Origin of the sequence: Paenibacillus oenotherae, assembly GCF_019443105.1 — a bacterium.
Taxonomy (GTDB): Bacteria; Bacillota; Bacilli; order Paenibacillales; family Paenibacillaceae; genus Paenibacillus_Z; species Paenibacillus_Z oenotherae.
In genome coordinates, this window is the sequence record NZ_JAHZIJ010000005.1 from 216,637 (window position 1) to 237,363 (window position 20,727).

The window sequence follows — 20,727 nt, forward strand, 5'->3', positions numbered from 1 at the left end:
AAGCAACTATTCTGATCTTCCGTTTCTCGTTCATCTGCCGCCTCATTGCTTCTCTTCCGGCAGCGGCATGAACAGCAGACAGAACGGCATATTGCTTCCTGCTGAAGGCGTAATCCAGATTTCGACCGTCTCCACATTATCCTTCGTCCGGTACAGCACGCTCGCCTGATTAGTTGAAAGCTCCGTGCCGAGATGCGCGAAGCTGACCACATTCCCATTAACTAGCGCCGCTCCCGTATAGGAACCTCCGCGCGGGTTGAATGCAATCAATGAGCGCGGAGCGACATTGCGCAGCACAACCTTGTACAGCAGCCCGTAATTGCCGGAATTGGTGGCTGGCATGCCGTTCAAGCCGTCCATCCCTGACATGAACGGATCTGCCGCATTGTCGGTCAAGGAAAGCTTCGTCGTCCGGTCACCGATCACACCGGCATAATCGAATACGCGCGTCGCGCCTTCGAAGGTGCCCCTCACAATCGATTGGCGGGGGTCAAGTGCGGGCAGCAGCGGCACAGCCGCAATCGGCTCGCGCTCGGCGCCGATCAGCAATGCTGTATAACGAATGCGCGAGCTGCTGTAGACATCCCCGTGGAAAGTTATAATATCATCCTGCAGCATCGCCTTTCTGCTTATATCCTCGAACAGAACTTTGCTCTCCCCTGGCGCCAATACAAGCTCCCTGGAATTGTCTCCCGCTGCTGTCGCCTCGTAATACCGTGCAAGTGACATCCGTCCCGCGAATTCCGGCATCGGCGTTGGCCCGGCCGAGCCGCTGGCTCCTATCCATAGGCTGGCCGGCTCACTTTCCAAATTTTGCGCGAGGATGTACAGCCTCGCCTTAGCCCCCAGCTTGTTCTTATGATGAAGCATAAAACGGACATCGCCGGCAATATCATCCCGGTACAGAATCCCTTCAGAGTAGACCGATTCAGGTCCGCTGCTGCGAAAAAGGGTAGCTGGCTCCGTCGTGTATGTGAAGGGGATCGCTTCCATATTTTTGACCGATGCGCTGTTAATGCTGAAGCTCTTCCCAATATCCGCGAACAGCTTGTAAAATTCATCCTCCGCGTACATTTTCTCATCCGTTATGCGGATTGTCTTGCTTGAGTCCGCCGAGGCTCCCCGCCCATCTGTAACGGTAAGGCCAATCGTCACCTCGCCCGGTTCAAAATATGCCGGGAAGCCGTTGCTCCACTTCCGCTCAATGGTATCACCATCCGCATCCGAGCTTTCATCCCTGATGACAACCGGCTCGCCCATCCGGTACTCCTCTTTATCTGTCGAGAATGAGGCGACCGGAGGTGTATTCGGGGGCACAACCTTTATCGTCAGTTCATAAGGCTCGCTCCATTGTCCTCCGGAATCCATCGCGGAATACCGCACGATATAATCGCCAGGCTCTGTGAACATCTCCTGCCGGCCTTCCCATCGCTCATCGGTGATCGCGAGACCTCTCGGCGAGTAAGACATCGTCGCATAGTTTACGACGGTCTCCCCCGCGATAATCTCATCCGGCCCAGCGGTGAATGAAACAACAGGCTTGAACGCAAGCTGAAGCACGATTGTTTTGCTATTGAGGGGTACTGTATAGGCAATATTCAGCGCCTTCGCCATATCGGTCACTGGTATCATCAGCACGTTCCGGTCAGCATACAGAGCACCCCGCAGCTTCCACGCCGTCCCGTTCACACGCATAACGCTGCTTCCGGCTTTCAATCGCAGCTCGGTGCCGCCAATGGTAACGACCGTTTCCTTCGTCTTGGGAACAGCGGCGATACTCCCCTGCAAGCGCTCCGTAAGCGCGCGCAAGCTGACATACGTCACTCCCTTCTTCACAGTGAGCGCGCGGGCCGCATTGTATTTGCGCCCGTCCTGCTCCATAACGCTGCTGTTCATATATAAGATCAGTTCACCCGTACTGACAGCGGCCGCCGAATTCTGCAACTGCTGCAAGGACTGCGCCGAGAGCGGAGATAGTAATGTCAATGATAGCAATGTCACAGCTGTGATCAATACAACTTGCCGAATAACGTTCATAGTCCCTCCTGGATTTGAGCCTGCACTTCAACCTGTTCCTTGGCATCGCGCTCCATCAGCATTTGCTCCTGCAGGGCAACCGTCTGTGTCAGCACAATCACCCGGTTCGTCAATGACGAGACAGCCATCGTCAGATGAAGGAGAATGAACAGAATCCCGGCAAGCCCCAGCAGGTACAGCAGCGAAGGTGCATAAACAACCTGAATTTGCCCCGCCAGCCAATCGATCAGGCCGGGAAATAACGACAGCACCATCATAATAAAGCTGAGCAGCAGCCATAGCAGGGAATATTGCTCCCTCAGCTTGCGGCCGCGAATAAGGTAGAGAATCGTACCCATAAAACCGATACTGATAAGAAAACTAATGAAAAAAACGTCAATTTTCATAGCCGATCCGCCACTTTCTTTTCTTCGATCTAGTAATCAGCACCGCGAGAATCACTTTGACCATGTAATAAACCGATTTCAGGGACGTAATGCTCGAAGTGCCCGTGGAACGCTCGCTCATCACGACAGGAATTTCGTGAAAGGAATATTGGAAATTATCGAGCAGGACAAGCGCCTCCACCTCGGGATAGTCCGTCGGATACTCACGGGCGAACAAGGCGATGGCCCTTCTGCCGCAAATGCGGTAGCCTGAGGTCGGATCCGTCACCCTCCGGCCGAGCAGCCCGGTCAGCAGTCCCGACAGCAGTCTGATCCCGACCTTCCGGATCGCCGTTGACTGAAAGCCCTGCTTCTCTACGAAACGGGAGCCTACCACCATATCCGCATTCATCGAACGCGCAGCCGCCAGCATGCGGGCGAAGTCCGCCGGATTATGCTGCCCGTCACCGTCCATCTGCGCCGCGAATGTGTAGCCGCGGGCCGCTGCGTACCGATAACCCGTCTGGACCGCTCCTCCGATCCCGAGATTGCAGCTCAGATTGGCGACCAGCGCACCCTCCAGCTTGGCCAATAAGCCGGTGTGGTCGCTCGAACCGTCATTGACGACGAGAATATCCGCATAAGGAACAGCGTCGCGAATTTCCGCGATGACCTGTCGTATGCCCTCCGCTTCGTTATAGGCCGGTATGATGATCAAAATCTCTTTGTTCATTTCTTCTTCCTCCAGGTAAGTAATTTCGCCATTTCATCCGATATGCGGCTGCAAGCCGGCTGAGCATCATCATGCCGACCAGACTGTCGATAATAATGAGCAGCGGCATTGCCGTAAAGTTGTAGCGATATTCCGGTACGAAAGCAAGCCTGGTGACCGATAAGACAATCAACAGCACGACAACGAGCGCGGCGGGCTGCCTCCAGCTGCGGATCAATGCCAGGCAGGAGATGATCCCCATTCCGACAATACCCATATGGAGCCATCTGCCGTAAGGAATGACAGGATAGTAGGGCTGGTGCCCGCTGCCATAGAACATTTTCGCATAGATGTATTTCAGCTTGCCGACCGTGTACCACTTCGTAAATTCCCATGGCTTAGTTGAGAAGCCGACCTTCAGACGCTCCACAGCAACTTCCATCTGGGTCTTTCCATGCCGGTCAACCAGGCCGTCTTCGTAATTTTTATCGGGATAAGTACCCGCCGCAAAAGGATTCACCTGTGTTGAAGCGACTACCACCTTATGCAGAGTCACCATATTTCTGATCACCCAGGGAGAAAGCACAATAGCTGTGCCCAGTATCGTGAACAGCAGCAGCTTGGCCGTACGCGCCGTTTCCCTGCTCCATAGCCAATAGAAGAGATAGCTTGCTCCCATCAGAACGAGGAACTCCGGGCGCGTCAGCACGGTCAGCCCCATCGCGCCTCCGGCCAGCAGGGCATATCTTGCTTTCTTCCCGTCGAAAACTATCAATTGCAGGTAGAGATAGAGGGTGAACAGCAATGCAGCTTGCGTCTCCGTCAGGATCGCACCGGTTGCCCATATGAATGATGGATATACAGCCGCAGTCGCTGCTGCGATCAGCCCTGTCCAGGGGCCGCTCAAGCGGCGGGCGATCAGATAGACAAACACGACCATAGCAGTTCCCATCAGCACCTGGATATAACGGATATAGAGAAACGGGTCATGCTGCGTGTAATCAACAAGCCTATAGACAGCAGCCATAAAGAGCGGGTAGCCCGGTGTCACCTGCGCGTTCGGCTCCGTATCCTTATAGGCGTAGATGCCTGATTCCAGCCATTGCCGAATCATGGCATCGTAATGAATCGTATCGTGCGAAACATGATGAGACACCGAAGCGACGAAATCAATTCTTAACCAAGCGGCCAAAGCCACAATAACAATCAGCAGCAGTATTGCCGGCTGAAGCCGACCCTTCCACTTGCGCATATAGCAACGGTCTCCTCTCCAATGCCTGCCTGCTCTCATGCAGCCATGTCAGGGAACGCAAAGCAAACAGGGCTGTTAGTCCCTCTCCCGCCTCCCATCATCTGATAGAAGTATAGAAGAGAAATCTTAACAGCCCTGTTCGTGAGTTCTTAACAAACGCTTAAGTTTATCTTACAAATCTTTAAGTTCGGCATCGTGGAGGGGAAAAGCAGCCTCGAACACCGTCCGCTCCCGGCTGCTCTCTGCCCTGATGACGCCGCCATGCGCTTCAATAATGCTCTTGGTGATGGCAAGCCCAAGACCGGTGCCGCCGGTTTGCTTGGATCTGGACCGCTCGACGCGATAGAAGCGATCGAACAAATACGGCAGGTCATGCTGCGGGATCGGCTCGCCATAATTGATGAAGCGGATAATCGCCTGATCCCCGGAGCGCGCAATGACAATATCAACATAGCGGCCCTCGTGACCATAACGTATAGCATTGGTCAGCAGATTCTCAAAGCTGCGCACCAGCATATCGCCATCCGCCAGAATAACAAGAGGTTCCGGCGCTTCCTCAATGCGGCAGGCCATGGAAGCCTGCTCGAAGGTCAGCGAATATTCCTCCACCAACTGCTTGACGAAGTCGGAGATATCCAGCTCTGCCCGCTTGAGCGGCAGACCGCCCGCGATCCGGGTATATTCGAACAAATCCTCGATAAGCTTCATTAAGCTTTTCGATTTCTCATAGGCGATATTCACATAATGACGGAGCTCCACCTCATCCTTATAGCGATCCTGCTCGATGACCTCCAGGAACCCCAGAATTGAAGTGAGCGGCGTTCGCAGATCATGCGACACGCCTGTAATCAGGTCATTTTTAGTCTTCTCCGCATTGCGCTCATCCTGAATGGAACGGTGCAGCTCCGCCGACATCTGATTAATACTCTCCGCCACCCGCGCAAGCTCTCCCGTCTTGACCGGAATTTGATGCTCGAACCGGCCGCCCGCGATAGCTTGCAGACCGGAGGTGATCTCGCCCAGCGCATGCTGCAATTCACTGGAAATCCGGTTAATGCTGCCCGCAATCCGCCCCAGCTCATCGCCTGTCCGGACAGGGAGCTTATTGCTGAATCTTCCTTCGCCCATCTCCTGCAAGGTGTCGTTAATCTCCTCCAAATACCGGATCGTGCTCCCGCTCATCACGAAGAACAACGCAATGAATCCCCCCGTACCCGCTACAATCATGACAGGCGTTGACCCGATATTGTTGACGATCCAGCTCAGCGGACGGATGAACGGCGGATAAGTGATCAGGAACCGGGCCAGGAGATAGCCCAGATAGAGCGTCAGAGCAGTGGCGGCTGCACTCATGATGCCGAAGAAAAGGAATTTCCACCGAATTGTATATAACCATTTCTGATTCAACGCGCAGCCTCCCGTCCGTTACTCATTGTCTATCTTGTACCCGATGCCCCATACCGTTTTAATATAACGGGGATTTTGCGAGTCCTTTTCTATTTTCTCGCGGAGCTTGCGGATATGGACCATTACGGTGTTCTTGGACACCATGAAGGGCTCATTCCACACCTCCTGGTAGATCTTGTCCATACTAAGGACGATGCCGCGGTTGACGGCCAGCAGCTTCAGAATCGCGAATTCCCTTGGAGTCAGCTTGATCTCCTGTCGCTCGACTGTTACTTTATGAGTGGCAAAATTAATGACGAGATCGTCAATTTCAATTTCATTCTCCTCTCGCACGCTGCCAAACCGTCTATGTCTTCGAAGCTGGGACTTGACCCTTGCCATCAGCTCCAGCGGATTGAAGGGCTTCGTAACATAATCGTCCGCACCTATGCTGAGCCCTGTAATTTTGTCTATATCCTGGCTTTTGGCTGAGAGCATAATGATCGGAGTATCCTTCTCCTCGCGTATTTTCATACACGCTTCAAATCCGTCCATCAGCGGCATCATGCCGTCAAGTATAATCAGGTCCACATGGTTTGCATTCAGCTGGCTTAACGCTTCAAAACCATTGGAGGCAGTCAGCAGATGATATCCTTCATTATTCAGATAGATTTCGATCAGCTTAATAATTTCCGGTTCGTCATCGACAAGCAGAATCGTTTCTCTAGGCATGCAGGCCGCTCCTTTCATTCCTATTACAGTATATCAACAACCGGGTGAATCAGGAATTTTCCAGAAGAAATTCTGTTTCCCACAGCTCATACTTCGCAAGTAAAAATCGGAGAAGTGCGATATGATTTTTTTCCGCCAACGACAGTGACGGCTTCTTATTCATCTCCATAATTGTCGTTCTCAGCAATTCTTCCTGCTTGCTGCGAGAATATTTGATCTGGTACAAGCTATATTTGGCAGGACGCATAGCATAGATCGGTTCCGAACCGAACGCTATCTTTTTGCTGTCCAATGTGAAGTTGATGCCAAAATAACCATTCATTGACCGCACGGGAATAAAGGTCTGTCCGTCGAAAATAACGGCAGTGCCGATCTTCTCCCCATTCAAGTACATCTCCCGTTCGCCTTGTATCCCCTTGCCGATCAGGCTGTCCAGCCTGCCCCCGCTTGCTCCGATCCCGAAGCTGATCAGAATGCCGATCATCATTCCAATCATGACATATGCAGATCTCTTCATATCCCCATCCCTTTTCTACCCATCATTTATCATTAGAATAGACGGAGATCACCGGGAAAAGTTACTCCTCTCATGTCATATTTTTCCTCATAAAAAACAAACAGTTGAGTCTGCCCGTCAACGGGACAATCTCAACCGCGTTTGCAAGTCTGCTTATTGATCCGCCTATTCGGCAGCTTCTCTCTTGTACTTCAGCGGCTCGCTGCTCAAGGTTTTCTCGAAATCTTGCCCGGACAGACGTTCAAGGGTGTTTCGATCAAATGCCTGCATGTTGGTAACTCGATCTCCCTCGTACATATCATCCCCTGAAGAAATCACTCCAAAGCCAATAATAGCATCCTCCGTCATATAAATAATCGTATCCTGATTATCAAGAAAATTCCTCAGCTTATCCTCGCCGTATTCCTCTATCACATCTTTGACTGTCGAGACGCCAATTGCAATTCCATTGTCGAGCCGTTGCCCCTCTTTGGGCAGCGTAATACCGTGAACCTTACCATCTCGGATCATAATCTGCATATCACCATCATCAAAACTGTACATGATAACTCCGACCGGATTCGATGTGTCTCCCTCTTCACCCTCACCCAGCTTTTCCTTCACGCTGTCGAGACTGTCACCAAGCTCAATCCCCTGATAGGCAAATTCGGAGCCCGACTGATTATTCTGGGCAAAGACATAGATAATAACCGCAATGATAAGAAGCGCAACAACGCCCTTAATGAATGTATGGTTAGCCCCTTCACTGGCAGGAACAGTATCTGACACAGAGGCCGATCCTGTTTCTTGCGGCACATCTGCCGACGGGGTTTTGGTTTGCTGCTGCGCTGGAGCCGCAGCTTCGAGCGTATGACCGCAGCTTCCGCAAAATGTCTGTGGTCCCTCACACTTCGTGCCACATGCTGTACAATACATACTGCCTTACCTCCATAATATAGTAGTGAAGCATCTGATGACTACTTTGCATGGCATCTCAAGGAATCGCGCACACTAGGTGGTGGTATCACTAACCCAGCAGGAGGTGAATGCATTGGAAAATAATACGCATCAGGGAAACTACAAAGGAACGACGCAAATGAAAGCCGAGAATCAGGACATGGCGTTCGTGAATGATACGATCGAGGACGCGAAGTCTGTAAGCAATTACTCCAATGTGAAGAAGAAGACAGACAAATAGTCAGCCTGATATTCAAAAGGATCAGCCCGGCCCCCCTTGGGAACTCAGCTGATCCTTATTTCAAGTCTTATCATGGAACGCTTCATCTTCCCCGTCAATTCAGCTCAGATCCTGTCTTGGCCTCCATCACGCCACCATTTGCCGGTGTGCTGGACGGGACGGCCTTATCGGCATGAACAATGCCCGGCACAGCTGCAGTTAATGCAACCGCGGCAGATAATGCCAGCAGCCAATGCTTTTTTCTTTTGCTCCGTTTGTTCATCATCATCATCATGCCCCCTATATGCTTTACGTCGTTATCTGTCGATTACTACCTCCATTATACAATAAAACGCTTACATTTTCAAAAAGTTGCATAAAATTTCTACTTTTCTGCCGATCGGGAGATGACCGCACGCAAAAAAGACAGCGATACTCGCTGCCTTTGCATTGCTTCTTACAGATGGTGCTTCTTACAGTTGTCCGGAGATTTTGTTTTTGAGCGCATCTTTGGACTGCAGACCGACCATTTTGTCAACGGGTTGGCCATCTTTGAACAGGATCAGCGTCGGGATACTCATAACGCCGAATTTAGAAGCCAGCTCTGGCTCTTCATCCACGTTGATTTTTGCGATGACTGCTTTGCCTTCCAGTTCAGAAGAAAGCTCCTCGACGATTGGAAGCTGCATTTTGCAAGGTCCGCACCATGGTGCCCAGAAGTCCACCAGAGATACGCCATTCTCGATGCTTTGAGTGAAGTTGTCTTTCGTCAATGCTACTGCCATATGAAATCATCCTCTCTAAATTATTCCTGACTCCGTGTATGATAAGGGAGTTCCCGTCACACCTGATCCATCGTGCACGCTCCTCAGCATTCTTCGCATTCATGAATTTGGCCGAGTACATCGGAGATCGTAATGCCGTCAAAATAAATTTCCATCTGCTTCTCCGCCTTGCAGAAGATCCCGTCCATAACCTCGCGCATGTTGGAGCCCACCACGCAATCCGAATCCGGATCACCCGAGCACCAGCTCGGAATAACAGAGCCCTGCGCCATGAGACGATATACATCAGCCAAGGTGACTACAGCAGGATCAAGCGTTAACCGGTATCCGCCGCCAGCGCCTTCCCGCGTGTCGACATAACCGCCGCGACGGAGACAGCTCATCACCTTACGTATTCTAGCCGGATTCGTGGCCACATTATCGGCAATCGCTTCGCTTGAAGCCATCCGATCATTCTTATGAGCCAGATAGACCAGACTGTGTACGGCAATCGTAAATTCGCTGTTCATGCTTTGCAGCACCCCGCTTTGTACTGTAATCATATCAGTTACAGTTGTTTTTGTCAACGAGGGACATTCAGCTCTATTATGTGATTGGCAAACCACATCTATACATTACCACCTGCCCGCAGAATGAACCTTCAATCGAATAAATCCAGCAAGTCCAGCTGTTCAACCTGCTCCTCCATCCCCGATGCAAAAGAACCCCTTGGCGGCAGCTGGCCAAGCATCTCCATAAGCCGCAGCGCATTATCCGCCGCATCGCCGCCGGAATTGTTATTGAAGAGCACGCACACCGCACTGGAAAGCTGCTCGATCCGCTTCACTCTTTCCGCCCACTCCTCCAGCTCCTGCTCGCTGTAGCGGTACAAGTAGCGGACATCCCGCCAATTCGGCTGCCCGGCGGCGGATACCCAGCCTTCCTTGTTCCGTCCATGCAGCCGGACAATGGTCAGTCGATCATCGGATGCAGCCTCGACGATCGGTACGGAGCCCTCTCCTGCCTGCGGCTCATCGCAGACCGTATGTATCCACCCTTCCCGCCTGGCAAATTCAAGCGTTCTATCCCGCATGACTCCTGCGAACCAGCTCTGGTGGCGGAACTCCAATGCACAGGGCGTATCGCCCATCCGGGCCTTTGCTGCACGCAGCACCTCAACATTGGTCCGTGTGCAATCAAACCACGGCGGATATTGGAATAATACCGCCAGAAGCTTGCCCGCCTCTCTCATAGGCGCAATGGATTCAAGAAAAGCATGGTACATCGCTTCCTCGCTGTCATAGAACCCATAGGGACGTCCTCGCGAATGTCCCGTCATCCCTTGATAGGCCTTCACAACGAAGCGAAAATCCGCAGGCGTCCCATCGCTCCATCTCTGTACCAAGACCGGAGCCTGCACCGCATAGAAAGAGCTGTCGACCTCAACGGTCGACAGCCAATGCGCATACGCTGGCAATTTATCGCGGGACGACGCCCGGACGCCTTTATACAAGCGGGGATGGTCGCCCCATCCGCATAATCCGATCCGGATCATGAATCAACTGCCCCTTTCTCTGACTTGCAGGCGCCATCCTGCTGTAGGGAGCGACTGCAATTAGATTAGCTATCATCCGATTGGCGATCCAGCCACTGCCGGATCATCGATAACAGCTGCGCGCTGTTGACCGGCTTCGTGATATAATCGGAGGCCCCGGCCTCCAGGCACAGCTCACGGTCACCCTTCATCGCCTTGGCTGTCAGCGCAATGATAGGCAGATCCTTGAACCGCTCCTGCTGGCGGATAGCGCGGGTTGTTTCATAGCCATCCATCACAGGCATCATAATATCCATCAGGACAATATCAATATCTGAGGATTCCTCCAGAATGGAGATGGCGTCATGTCCGTTCTCTGCTGGAATTACCTTCATATTATGCCGCTCCAGAATCGTCGTCAATGCGAAAATATTCCGGATATCGTCATCGACCACAAGCACCTTCTTGTATTCAATCATTTCATCCGATTGATGCTTGAGCAGCTTCTCCCTTGCCCCATCCGGCAAATTCTCCGCCAGACGGTGCAAGAATAAGGTCGTCTCGTCCATCATTTGCATCTGTGACCGCACTTCCTTGACCACAGCTGACTTCATTAATTCCTCCAGCTCGTTCTCTTCATCCCCTGTAAGCTTTCTGCTTGGGTGAATGACGACAGGGGTATACTTATTCTTATGGTTAAGCTGCATCTCTCTTACGAATTTGGGCAGATTCATATCCGGCAGATCATTATCGGCCAGCACACAATCGAAGTCCTTCGCCTTCAATTGGTTCAGCGCCTTCCTGGCAGTCTCGACGGCGACAATCTTGACATCCGAATTGCCGATCATCTCTACATACTGCTTGCGCCGCTGCCCGTCATTGACCACAATCAGCAGATTGTGCACAGTTCTATCGGCATATTCATTAAGCTTGTCCAGCGCGTTATCCAGCTCTTCATTATTGACGGGCTTGCAGATGTAATCCTTGACACCCTTGCGCATCAGCTCGATCTCATCTTCTTCGACGGTTATAACAAGCACCGGAATATGCCGAACCTTCAGGTCATTCTTCAGATGCTCGATTACAAGCCACCCGTCGGTATCCTTCAGCCGCAGATCCAGCGTAATGGCTACAGGATTGTACCTGTGCGCCAGCTCAAGCGCATTGGAGCCCTTGGCTGTAATAACAACCTTGATCCCCTTCTTGCGCAGCATCCCCAGCAGAATCTCATTGAATTTCAGATCATCCTCGATGACCAGAAACACGCGGTCGCCCGGCTCAATATGGTCCCTGTCATCCACGATCTCATCGTCCGGAATCAGACTGAAGCTGCGCCCGCGCTTGGGCGGCGTCACATCGATCACTTCCGGCACATATCTTGGCTTGGGATCAGCTTCAACAACCTCATTCAGCGGCAGGTACAGGTTGAAGGTGCTGCCGATGTTCACCGCACTGTGAAGGGTCAGCTCTCCGCCCAGCATCGTGGCGATCTCGCGGGAGATGGCAAGGCCCAGACCTGTTCCCCCGTACTCGCGGTTGGTGCTGCCGTCCGCTTGCTGGAAGGCTTCGAATATAATGCCCTGCTTCTCCTCCGGTATGCCGATTCCCGTATCGCTGACAGAGAAGCAAACCACCATCTTGGCCCTGTTCAGCGTCTCATTCTCCACATTCCAGCCGTCGTAAGCCCGGCGGATCAGCAGCATAATCTGTCCCTTCTGCGTGAACTTGAAGGCATTGGACAGCAGATTCTTCAAAATTTGCTGCAGCCGCTTCGCATCGGTCACAATTGTCCCGGGAACATCGGGATCTGTCTTAATCCGGTAGTCCAGCTCCTTATGATCCACCAGATGGCGGAAGGTTCGGTCTAAACCGTCGGCAAGCGCCGCTATCGACAGCTCATTATAATCCGGAGCCACTGTGCCTGACTCAATCTTGGACAAATCAAGAATATCATTGATCAGATGGAGCAGATCGATGCCGGAATCCTGAATCGTCTTGGCGAATCTCACTTGATACTCCGTCAGATTCGCATCGGGGTTCTCTGCCAGCTGTTCAGCGAGCAGCAGCAAGGAATTCAATGGCGTGCGAAGCTCATGCGACATATTCGCCAGAAACTCGGACTTGTACTTGGACGTCAGTGCCAGCTGCTCCGCCTTCTCTTCCAGGAAGCGCTTGGCAAGCTCGACCTCATTGTTCTTGCTCTCCACCTCAGCCTTCTGGATGACGAGCAGCTTCGCCTTGTCCTCCAGCTCCTCATTCGTATTCTGCAGCTCCATCTGCTGCTTCTGCAGCTCCTCGGTCAGCGACTGGGATTGCATAAGCAGCTCTTCCGTCCGCTGATTGGCCTGCATCGTGTTAATGACAATACCGATGGACTCTGTCAGCTGATCAAGGAATGCGATATCGATTCCACTGAAGGAGCGGAATGATGCAAGCTCCAGTACAGCCAGCACCTGATCCTCGAAAATAATCGGCAGCAGCACAATATTAAGCGGCGGCGATTCGCCAAGTCCGGATGAGATCGCAACATAATCGCTTGGCACATTAGTCAGCAGAATACGCTGCTTCTCAATGAGGCATTGTCCGACCAGCCCCTCGCCGGCGCGGAACTTGTTGGACAGATGCTTGCGCTGTTGATAGGCATAGCTGGCGAACAGCGCGAGCGATTGCTCGCCGCCCGCCGGCTCATTGATGTAGAACACGCCATGCTGCATCGATACAAGCGGAGCCAGCTCTGACAGGATCATGCGGCATACGGCGTTGAGATCCCGCTGCCCTTGCAGCAGCCGGGAGAACTTCGCCAGATTGGTCTTGAGCCAATCCTGCTCCGTATTGATCCGGGTCGTTTCCTTCAAATTGCGGATCATCTCGTTAATATTATCCTTGAGTGTAGCTACTTCACCAGCTGTAGCAACGTCAATCGTCCTCGACAGATCCCCCTTCGTCACCGCAGTTGCTACATTCGTAATGGCCCGCACCTGAGTAGTCAATGTGCTCGCCATGTAGTTAACATTATCGGTCAGGTCGCGCCAGGTGCCTGCTGCGCCGGGTACGTTCGCCTGTCCGCCAAGCTTTCCTTCTGCGCCTACCTCGCGGGCTACAGTCGTGACCTGATCGGCGAAGGTCGCCAGCGTATCGATCATATTGTTGATCGTATCCGTCAGCTCCGCAATCTCGCCCTTCGCTTCCACATTCAGCTTCTGCTTCATATTGCCGTTGGCGACGGCCGTTACGACCTTCGCGATTCCCCGCACCTGATCCGTCAGATTCGTCGCCATTATATTAACGTTGTCGGTCAGATCCTTCCAGATCCCGCCAACACCACGCACCTGGGCCTGACCGCCCAGCTTGCCGTCCGTACCAACCTCACGCGCCACGCGCGTAACCTCGGAGGCGAACGAATTGAGCTGATCCACCATCGTATTGATCGTATTCTTCAGCTCGAACAGCTCGCCCTTCACATCTACCGTAATCTTCTTCGACAGATCGCCATTGGCCACCGCCGTTGTAACGCCTGCGATATTGCGCATCTGGATCGTCAGATTGCTGGCCATGTAATTAACCGTATCGGTCAGGTCCTTCCACGTACCCGATACATCCTTCACCTCGGCCTGAGCGCCCAGCTTGCCCTCGGTTCCTACTTCACGCGCCACGCGCGTAACCTCGGAGGCAAAGTTGCCGAGCTGTCCCACCATCGTATTCATCGTGTTCTTGAGCTCCAGAATCTCGCCCTTTACATCTACCGTAATCTTCTTGGACAGATCGCCCTTGGCTACCGCTGTCGTCACCTCGGCGATATTGCGCACCTGATCCGTCAGATTGCGCGCCATATTATTAACGCCTTCGGTCAGATCCTTCCATGTGCCGCCTACGCCTTTAACCTGCGCCTGACCGCCCAGCTTGCCGTCCGTACCAACCTCGCGCGCCACGCGCGTAACCTCCGAAGCGAAGGTCGAGAGCTGGTCCACCATCGTATTGATCGTATTCTTCAGCTCCAGAATTTCACCTTGAACGTCCGCTGTAATTTTTTTGCTCAGATCCCCGTTCGCAACCGCCGTCGTGACCACCGCAATATTACGCACCTGATTCGTCAAGTTGGAGGCCATATAGTTAACGCTCTCCGTCAAATCGTACCAGGTACCCGCTACGCCTCTTACCTGTGCTTGTCCGCCGAGAATGCCAAGCGTGCCCACCTCTCGCGCCACGCGTGTAACCTCCGAGGAGAAGGTCGAGAGCTGATCCACCATCGTATTGATCGTATTCTTCAGCTCCATGATCTCGCCCTTGGCATTAACCGTAATCTGCTTGGACAGATCGCCCTTGGCGACCGCTGTTGTCACCTCGGCGATGTTCCGCACCTGATCCGTCAGCGTACTCGCCATAAAGTTAACGCTATCGGTCAAGTCCTTCCACGTGCCCGATACATCCTTGACATCCGCTTGACCGCCCAGTATCCCTTCATTGGATACCTCACGCGCCACGCGCGTTACTTCAGAGGCAAAGTTGCTGAGCTGGTCCACCATCGTGTTGATTGTACTCTTCAGCTCCAGAATTTCACCCTTGGCATCCACCGTAATCGTCTTCGACAGATCGCCCTTGGCAACGGCAGTCGTCACCTCGGCGATGTTCCGCACCTGATTCGTCAGATTGCTCGCCATATAGTTAACGCTTTCCGTCAGATCGCGCCAGGTGCCCGCCACGCCGCTAACCTCAGCTTGTCCGCCGAGAATGCCTTCCGTGCCGACCTCACGGGCCATCCGGGTAACCTCCGAAGCAAAGGTCGAGAGCTGATCCACCATCGTATTGATCGTGTTCTTCAGCTCCAGAATCTCGCCCTGCACATCAGCCGTAATTTTTTTGCTCAGATCCCCGTTTGCAACCGCCGTTGTGACGACTGCGATATTGCGCACCTGATTCGTCAGATTGGAGGCCATGTAGTTAACGCTCTCCGTCAAATCCCGCCATGTGCCCGATACGTCCTTTACATCCGCTTGCCCGCCCAGCTTGCCTTCCGTGCCGACCTCACGCGCCACGCGCGTCACCTCGGAGGAGAACATGGAGAGCTGTTCCACCATCGTATTGATCGTGTTCTTGAGCTCCTGAATTTCCCCCTTGGCGTTAACCGTAATCTGCTTGGACAGGTCGCCATTGGCTACCGCCGTCGTCACAGCCGCAATGTTGCGCACCTGATCCGTCAGGTTGCTGGCCATGTTATTCACGCTGTCCGTAAGATCCTTCCACGTGCCGGATACACCCTTTACATCCGCTTGTCCGCCCAGCTTGCCATCCGTACCCACCTCACGGGCTACGCGCGTCACCTCGGAGGCGAAGATGCTGAGCTGATTGACCATCCGGTTAATATTGTTGGCCGTCCGCAGAAACTCGCCAGTCAGCGCTCTGCCTTCGAACTCCAGCTCCACCTTCTGCGACAGATCGCCCTGGGCGACCGCGTTAATAACGCGGACCATCTCGCTGGTCGGCTGGATCAGATCAATGACGAGACCATTGAGTGATTCAACAGCCGTCTCCCACATACCCCCGGTGTTCCTATGCGTGAACCTTCTGGTGAGCTTGCCCTCCTTGCCCACCACTCTTGCGACAGCCTGCACCTCGGATACCATGCTTTCCTGCATATCCATAATTTCATTGAAGGTATCCGCCACCTTGCCGGCAACGCCTGTATGATCGTAAGGCATTCGATAGGAGAAATCCCCCTTCTTGAACGCCATTAATGCATTTAGCAGCAATCCGGTATCTAATTGTCCATTTTCTGCTTCCAGCTTCATATCCTGATCCGCCATTTTATCCACTCCATATACCGGTTTATAGAAACTCGCCCATCACGAACAGCGAACAGCGCATAACATCGTTTCATGCCTGCCCCTTACAGGAACGGCATTTCGTCATGATCCTCATCCGCATACTGCCGGACCTTTATCGTGAAAATAATAGTCGCGCCGACTTCCTCGGGCGTGCCTACCCGGATCGTGCCGCCCATAAGCTCCACTAACGACTTGCATATCGAAAGGCCAAGACCGGTGCCGCCGAACTTGCGGCCAGTCGAGGCGTCCAATTGGGAGAAGGGCTGGAACAGCTGCCCGAGCTTATCCTCAGGAATGCCGATCCCGGTATCCTTGATAATAAACTCAAGCTCAATCCGGTTCTCCTGCTCCTCCAGCTTGTTGACGACAATGTAGACGCCTCCTTCATGCGTGAATTTAACCGCATTCCCTACCAGATTGATGAGCACCTGCCGCAGACGGGTCATATCGCCATATATAATGACAGGCAGGGACGGATCCATGGCAACGACCATCTCAAGCTTGCGCTCCCGCGACTCCGCCGTGAACAGATCAACCGTTTCCTCCACACAATGCTTGAGTACAAAAGGCTGCTCCTCCAGCTCCATTTTGCCGGACTCGATCTTGGAGAAATCCAATATGTGGTTAATGACCGAGAGCAGCGCAATACTGCTCTTATGGATGATCTCCACCATCTCGGCATGCTCATCGGTCAGCTTCAAGGTCATAAGCAAATCCGACATCCCGATAATCCCGTTCAGCGGTGTCCGGATCTCATGGCTCATCATCGCGAGAAACTCCGACTTCACCCGGGAAGCAATCTCGGCGGACTCCTTGGCTTGAATCAGCTCCTGATTCGTCTTCTCCAGCTCCTTGGTCTGCTTCTGCAGCAGCTCGCTCTGCAGCTGGAGCGCCTTATTGGCTTCATAGATGCTGACATAGCCCTCGATCTTGGACTTGAGAATTTGCGGAATGAACGGCTTCCTCATATAATCAACGGCGCCAATTGAATAGCCTCTGAAATCTTGTTCTGCATGATTGGTCGCCGATAAGAAGATAATGGGTACATGCTTCAATTTATCTCGTGTCTTAATAATGCGGGCTGTCTCAAACCCGTCCATATCCGGCATCTGCACATCCATCACAATGACGGCAAACTCGTCTTCGAGCAGGAAGCGCAGCGCCTCCAGTCCGGTATAAGCCCGATATAGCCGGTATGGCTCACCAGCCAGCACCGCCTCAATGGCAACCAGGTTCTCCGGATGGTCGTCCACGAGCAGTATATTGACAGGGTAATCCACCTCATCCCTCCTTGCCGCTGTCCTGCTTTCTTGCATCAGGACAAATGGAGTATAATGATCGCACTTGCCCGCATACAGAAGTAGCGAAGCTCCGCAGAGCTAATTGCTCTCCCGTAAGCTTCGATCCTGATTGAACTCCTTATATATGTAACCGCTGGGAGCTTGAATGAAACAGGGATGATTTCGTTCATTAGGAACTTCCAGGCTGCTGCGCAGGGGAATGATCTTACGATCACTGTTGATCCGGAATTCTTGCATTTAAGTAGCTCGCAGTGGAATTCCGGGAACAAAGGCGAGCGCTGACGCTTCTCCATAATCATTCCCCCTGCTCCACTCTATTGTTCTTATCTCTGGTTCAACTTGAAATACTAAATGAGAGGATGTTGTAACGATGCGTATTGATCTCTACTCGGATATGGTCTGCCCCTGGTGCAGAATCGGCAAGCATAATCTCTACCGCGCACTGAAGCTGTGGGAGGAGAAGGGAGGAGAACCAGCCACTGTTCATTATCATGCTTATCAGTTGGACCCGCAGCTGCCTGCTGAGGGCCGTCCATTCGAGGAAGTGATGCTTCGCAAGACAGGCGGCGACATCGCCAGATTGCAGGGGATGCAGGAGCAGGTGGCACAGGCCGGGGCAGCCGTCGGCATCACCTTCCGCTTCGACCTTGTTGAGCGGATGCCCAATACCCGTCTGGCCCATAGAATGGTCGCTTTGCTGCCTGAGGAGAAGCGTGCCGATGCAGTTGAAGCATTGTTCCGCGCCAACTTTGAAGAGGGCCGCGATATTGCACAATGGAGTGAGCTCACCGCCATCGCAGCCGATCTGGGCGAGGATGCCGACCGTTTGTCCGCGCAGCTGGAGGAAGGCGGAGGAAATGAAGCCGTTGATGCGGATTTGGCGCAAGCAGCACAGATTGGCATTACAGGCGTCCCCTTCTTCGTGTTCAATAATCAATACGCCTTATCTGGCGCCTATCCTGCCGAGAAGCTTGTCGAATTGCTGGAGCGCGCGGCCAGGAAGGATTAGACCGGAAGTGAAGTCTCTCAATCATGACAAGAGCGCAGGCTTGTCCGCCCGCGCTCTTCCGATCAACAATGTATTCAGGAGTGGGCGGAGCGGAACAAGCGATACCCTTTGCGGACACTGTTCATCACCCAATCCGGCATAGGCACCGGAGCTTTGGACAAGAAGGGCATATAGAACCGATTGTATGCCTTCTTCAAATCGTCCCACATGAGACAGGGCTCTGTCTTCAGAAAATCAGACACATCAACAACGATGCCCCTTCCATCCGCCACCATGACATTTTTGCCGTGGACATCATGGGGATGCAGCCCCCGCTCTCGCGCGTAGTCAAGCGCAGCATCAATATCGTCTATGACTTCCTTGGGAATCTTGATGCCTTGTTTCACACATTCATATAATGTCGTTCCATGAAGCCGCTTCATGACCAAATATTTGCGCCCTTCCCATTCGCCCGCATAATAGCACCGGGAGTAGGCAGGGTGATCACCGAGACGACGGTATACTTCAACCTCATCCTCCCACCCTTCACGTCCGGGAGCATACACCTTGACGACGACATCCTCCGCATCCGAATGAGCGAATACAGCCGCGTAGTTGCCTGCCCCCAGCTTCTTCCACCCCTCCGGCGCATTCCGCACAACGATCGGCTCGCCGTTATGCACGCTTTCGAGCACCAGCCCGGGCAGCAGCTCCTTCTCTATCCATGATGCCAATTGTTCTGCATTCCGATCCGTGGCCACTATCAATCGTTCCCTCTTTCTTGGATACATGGTCTATGATTTACATTTTAAAACGATCCCGCGCAAAAAGAAAGACCGTCAAAGGTCCAGGCTTCAATGCCCTCCCCCAACGATCTTCAAGCCCGCCACACCAGCGATAATCATCGCGATGAACAGCAGCTTCCTGCGATCTCTTGATTCGCCGAATGCAATCATGCCCAGCAACACACTTCCCGCCGCACCGATGCCCGTCCACACACCGTATGCCGTGCTGATCGGTATGCTCTGCAGCGACCGGGATAAGAAATAGAAGCTCAATCCGCCTGCAAGAACAGTCCCGAGCGTTCCCTTCCATTTCTTGAATCCGTCGGATAATTTCATGAACGTAACGAAGCCGACCTCTCCGAGCCCTGATAAAAGCAGGAACACCCACGCCATCTTGATTCCCCCCTCGTTGATCTAGATCTGTTGCGCCCTCTCGTTGTCCGTCTCTTCTGCTGCGCTGTCTGGCTTTGAGGAGATCATCTTGAGACCAATAATGCCGCCGAGCAGCAGGGCAACGAAGAACAGCTTGAGCAGCTCAGCCGGCTCTCCGAGCACCAGCATCCCGATCACCACAGTCCCTGCCGTCCCGATTCCTGTAAAAGCCGCATAAGCGGTTCCGATCTCGATCCTCTGCAGCGATTTGGCGAAGCATACAAAGCTCGCTACCATCGCCGCTATCGTCAGCACACTGGGCAGCAGCCGGGTGAAGCCGTCCGCCTCCTTCAAGCCGAACGCCCAACCTACCTCGAACAATCCGCCAATGATGAGATACAACCATGCCATGATGTGTCACCCTCTCGCTTCTGTAAGTTGCACCGCCTCACAAATCCAATCCCATATAACTGCCTGCCGCTGCCGGTAAATCTCCGATTCATAGAACTTGTGCTCCACCAGCAGACCGTCAATAAGCGCATAGAACAGAGCAATCAATCTGCTGACCGAAGCCTCGCTGCTCCCGGGCAAGCATTCACCAAATAATGTTATAAAATATTCATCGTACCACGCCTCGTATTCCAAAAATTGGCCGCGCAATTGATCCTGCAGATGTCTCGGCGGAACAATCAGCGTCCGCTTCATGAATGTCTGCACCTTCGTTAAGTTGTCCAGATCGGTGAAGAACTTGAACGCCGCATATAACCGCTCCATCGGCTGTCCATTCGCCGCCTGCTCCGTCATTGCAGCAAAGCGCTTCTGCTCCGCTGCCATCTCGTCCATGATCAGAGAGAGGAACAGCTGTTCCTTCGATTCAAAGTGCGCATAGATCGACGGCGTCTTAATTCCGACCTCTTTAGCAATTTCCGATAAGGACACACCTTCGTAGCCTGACTCTGCGAACAGCGCAAGCGCCGCCTGCTTCAACCGGTTGGCTGTCACAT

20 protein-coding genes are annotated in these 20,727 nt (G+C 52.9%); 2 read left to right on the forward strand and 18 right to left on the reverse strand.

Features of this window, described 5'->3' with window-relative positions; all coding sequences use genetic code 11:
* Positions 1-42 precede the first annotated feature (42 nt).
* The 8 genes from K0T92_RS10110 to K0T92_RS10145 all read right to left on the reverse strand — a co-directional run bounded on the left by K0T92_RS10110 (position 43) and on the right by K0T92_RS10145 (position 7,916).
* Complete coding sequence (locus K0T92_RS10110; protein WP_219872338.1) at positions 43-2,037, reverse strand: copper amine oxidase N-terminal domain-containing protein; 1,995 nt, start codon at positions 2,035-2,037, stop codon at positions 43-45.
* Positions 2,034-2,423 (reverse strand): DUF2304 domain-containing protein, encoded by a 390-nt coding sequence (locus K0T92_RS10115; protein WP_219872339.1) that lies wholly within the window; start codon positions 2,421-2,423, stop codon positions 2,034-2,036. Before K0T92_RS10115 ends, K0T92_RS10110 begins: the two co-directional genes overlap by 4 nt.
* Positions 2,413-3,135: a glycosyltransferase family 2 protein gene (locus tag K0T92_RS10120; RefSeq protein ID WP_219872340.1), complete on the reverse strand. Its 723-nt coding sequence runs from the start codon at positions 3,133-3,135 to the stop codon at positions 2,413-2,415. Before K0T92_RS10120 ends, K0T92_RS10115 begins: the two co-directional genes overlap by 11 nt.
* Positions 3,098-4,366, reverse strand: coding sequence for an ArnT family glycosyltransferase (locus tag K0T92_RS10125; RefSeq protein WP_219872341.1), 1,269 nt, complete (start codon positions 4,364-4,366; stop codon positions 3,098-3,100). Before K0T92_RS10125 ends, K0T92_RS10120 begins: the two co-directional genes overlap by 38 nt.
* A 171-nt stretch (positions 4,367-4,537) precedes the next feature.
* On the reverse strand, positions 4,538-5,773 hold the full coding sequence (locus K0T92_RS10130; protein ID WP_246628043.1) for a sensor histidine kinase: 1,236 nt from the start codon (positions 5,771-5,773) through the stop codon (positions 4,538-4,540).
* Positions 5,774-5,791: 18 nt separating this feature from the next.
* On the reverse strand, positions 5,792-6,484 hold the full coding sequence (locus K0T92_RS10135; RefSeq protein WP_219872342.1) for a response regulator transcription factor: 693 nt from the start codon (positions 6,482-6,484) through the stop codon (positions 5,792-5,794).
* A gap of 49 nt (positions 6,485-6,533) precedes the next feature.
* Positions 6,534-7,001: a copper amine oxidase N-terminal domain-containing protein gene (locus tag K0T92_RS10140; RefSeq protein ID WP_219872343.1), complete on the reverse strand. Its 468-nt coding sequence runs from the start codon at positions 6,999-7,001 to the stop codon at positions 6,534-6,536.
* A 165-nt stretch (positions 7,002-7,166) separates the two neighbouring features.
* Positions 7,167-7,916 (reverse strand): hypothetical protein, encoded by a 750-nt coding sequence (locus K0T92_RS10145; protein ID WP_219872344.1) that lies wholly within the window; start codon positions 7,914-7,916, stop codon positions 7,167-7,169.
* Between the two features lie 115 nt (positions 7,917-8,031).
* On the opposite strand from K0T92_RS10145, the gene K0T92_RS10150 reads away from it, so the two are divergent.
* A complete protein-coding gene (locus K0T92_RS10150) occupies positions 8,032-8,178 on the forward strand; it encodes a hypothetical protein (protein WP_219872345.1) in 147 nt (48 codons plus the stop codon).
* A gap of 94 nt (positions 8,179-8,272) precedes the next feature.
* On the opposite strand, the gene K0T92_RS10155 is transcribed toward K0T92_RS10150, so the two are convergent.
* From K0T92_RS10155 to K0T92_RS10180, 6 genes are all read right to left on the reverse strand, one after another.
* Positions 8,273-8,446, reverse strand: coding sequence for a hypothetical protein (locus tag K0T92_RS10155; RefSeq protein WP_219872346.1), 174 nt, complete (start codon positions 8,444-8,446; stop codon positions 8,273-8,275).
* Between the two features lie 184 nt (positions 8,447-8,630).
* On the reverse strand, positions 8,631-8,942 hold the full coding sequence (gene trxA, locus K0T92_RS10160; protein WP_219872347.1) for a thioredoxin: 312 nt from the start codon (positions 8,940-8,942) through the stop codon (positions 8,631-8,633).
* Between the two features lie 83 nt (positions 8,943-9,025).
* Complete coding sequence (locus K0T92_RS10165; protein WP_219872348.1) at positions 9,026-9,451, reverse strand: RrF2 family transcriptional regulator; 426 nt, start codon at positions 9,449-9,451, stop codon at positions 9,026-9,028.
* A gap of 131 nt (positions 9,452-9,582) precedes the next feature.
* A complete protein-coding gene (locus K0T92_RS10170; RefSeq protein ID WP_219872349.1) occupies positions 9,583-10,476 on the reverse strand; it encodes a DUF72 domain-containing protein in 894 nt (297 codons plus the stop codon).
* A 65-nt stretch (positions 10,477-10,541) separates the two neighbouring features.
* Entirely contained in the window at positions 10,542-16,256 is a 5,715-nt protein-coding gene (locus K0T92_RS10175) for a HAMP domain-containing protein (protein WP_219872350.1), read from the reverse strand.
* 83 nt (positions 16,257-16,339) lie between these two features.
* On the reverse strand, positions 16,340-17,557 hold the full coding sequence (locus K0T92_RS10180) for an ATP-binding protein (RefSeq protein WP_343223682.1): 1,218 nt from the start codon (positions 17,555-17,557) through the stop codon (positions 16,340-16,342).
* A gap of 391 nt (positions 17,558-17,948) precedes the next feature.
* Between K0T92_RS10180 and K0T92_RS10185 the strand changes: the two genes are divergently transcribed.
* The gene (locus tag K0T92_RS10185; protein ID WP_219872352.1) at positions 17,949-18,587 is read left to right on the forward strand and encodes a DsbA family oxidoreductase; all 639 of its coding nucleotides are present in this window, start codon (positions 17,949-17,951) and stop codon (positions 18,585-18,587) included.
* A gap of 74 nt (positions 18,588-18,661) precedes the next feature.
* Here K0T92_RS10185 and K0T92_RS10190 read toward each other — a convergent pair whose 3' ends face one another.
* The 4 genes from K0T92_RS10190 to K0T92_RS10205 all read right to left on the reverse strand — a co-directional run bounded on the left by K0T92_RS10190 (position 18,662) and on the right by K0T92_RS10205 (position 20,725).
* On the reverse strand, positions 18,662-19,333 hold the full coding sequence (locus K0T92_RS10190) for a serine/threonine-protein kinase (RefSeq protein ID WP_246628044.1): 672 nt from the start codon (positions 19,331-19,333) through the stop codon (positions 18,662-18,664).
* Between the two features lie 87 nt (positions 19,334-19,420).
* Positions 19,421-19,744, reverse strand: a complete 324-nt coding sequence (locus tag K0T92_RS10195; protein WP_219872353.1) for a DMT family transporter — start codon at positions 19,742-19,744, stop codon at positions 19,421-19,423.
* A gap of 21 nt (positions 19,745-19,765) precedes the next feature.
* Complete coding sequence (locus K0T92_RS10200) at positions 19,766-20,134, reverse strand: DMT family transporter (protein ID WP_219872354.1); 369 nt, start codon at positions 20,132-20,134, stop codon at positions 19,766-19,768.
* Positions 20,135-20,140: 6 nt separating this feature from the next.
* Complete coding sequence (locus tag K0T92_RS10205; protein ID WP_219872355.1) at positions 20,141-20,725, reverse strand: TetR/AcrR family transcriptional regulator; 585 nt, start codon at positions 20,723-20,725, stop codon at positions 20,141-20,143.
* Positions 20,726-20,727 lie beyond the last annotated feature (2 nt).

Bases quoted from the DNA above. Each gene is read 5' to 3' on its own strand.
- K0T92_RS10110 (WP_219872338.1), bottom strand. From the start codon at position 2,037: ATGAACGTTATTCGGCAAGTTGTATTGATCACAGCTGTGACATTGCTA.
- K0T92_RS10115 (WP_219872339.1), bottom strand. From the start codon at position 2,423: ATGAAAATTGACGTTTTTTTCATTAGTTTTCTTATCAGTATCGGTTTT.
- K0T92_RS10120 (WP_219872340.1), bottom strand. From the start codon at position 3,135: ATGAACAAAGAGATTTTGATCATCATACCGGCCTATAACGAAGCGGAG.
- K0T92_RS10125 (WP_219872341.1), bottom strand. From the start codon at position 4,366: ATGCGCAAGTGGAAGGGTCGGCTTCAGCCGGCAATACTGCTGCTGATT.
- K0T92_RS10135 (WP_219872342.1), bottom strand. From the start codon at position 6,484: ATGCCTAGAGAAACGATTCTGCTTGTCGATGACGAACCGGAAATTATT.
- K0T92_RS10140 (WP_219872343.1), bottom strand. From the start codon at position 7,001: ATGAAGAGATCTGCATATGTCATGATTGGAATGATGATCGGCATTCTG.
- K0T92_RS10145 (WP_219872344.1), bottom strand. From the start codon at position 7,916: ATGTATTGTACAGCATGTGGCACGAAGTGTGAGGGACCACAGACATTT.
- K0T92_RS10155 (WP_219872346.1), bottom strand. From the start codon at position 8,446: ATGATGATGAACAAACGGAGCAAAAGAAAAAAGCATTGGCTGCTGGCA.
- trxA (WP_219872347.1), bottom strand. From the start codon at position 8,942: ATGGCAGTAGCATTGACGAAAGACAACTTCACTCAAAGCATCGAGAAT.
- K0T92_RS10165 (WP_219872348.1), bottom strand. From the start codon at position 9,451: ATGAACAGCGAATTTACGATTGCCGTACACAGTCTGGTCTATCTGGCT.
- K0T92_RS10170 (WP_219872349.1), bottom strand. From the start codon at position 10,476: ATGATCCGGATCGGATTATGCGGATGGGGCGACCATCCCCGCTTGTAT.
- K0T92_RS10175 (WP_219872350.1), bottom strand. From the start codon at position 16,256: ATGGCGGATCAGGATATGAAGCTGGAAGCAGAAAATGGACAATTAGAT.
- K0T92_RS10185 (WP_219872352.1), top strand. From the start codon at position 17,949: ATGCGTATTGATCTCTACTCGGATATGGTCTGCCCCTGGTGCAGAATC.
- K0T92_RS10195 (WP_219872353.1), bottom strand. From the start codon at position 19,744: ATGGCGTGGGTGTTCCTGCTTTTATCAGGGCTCGGAGAGGTCGGCTTC.
- K0T92_RS10200 (WP_219872354.1), bottom strand. From the start codon at position 20,134: ATGGCATGGTTGTATCTCATCATTGGCGGATTGTTCGAGGTAGGTTGG.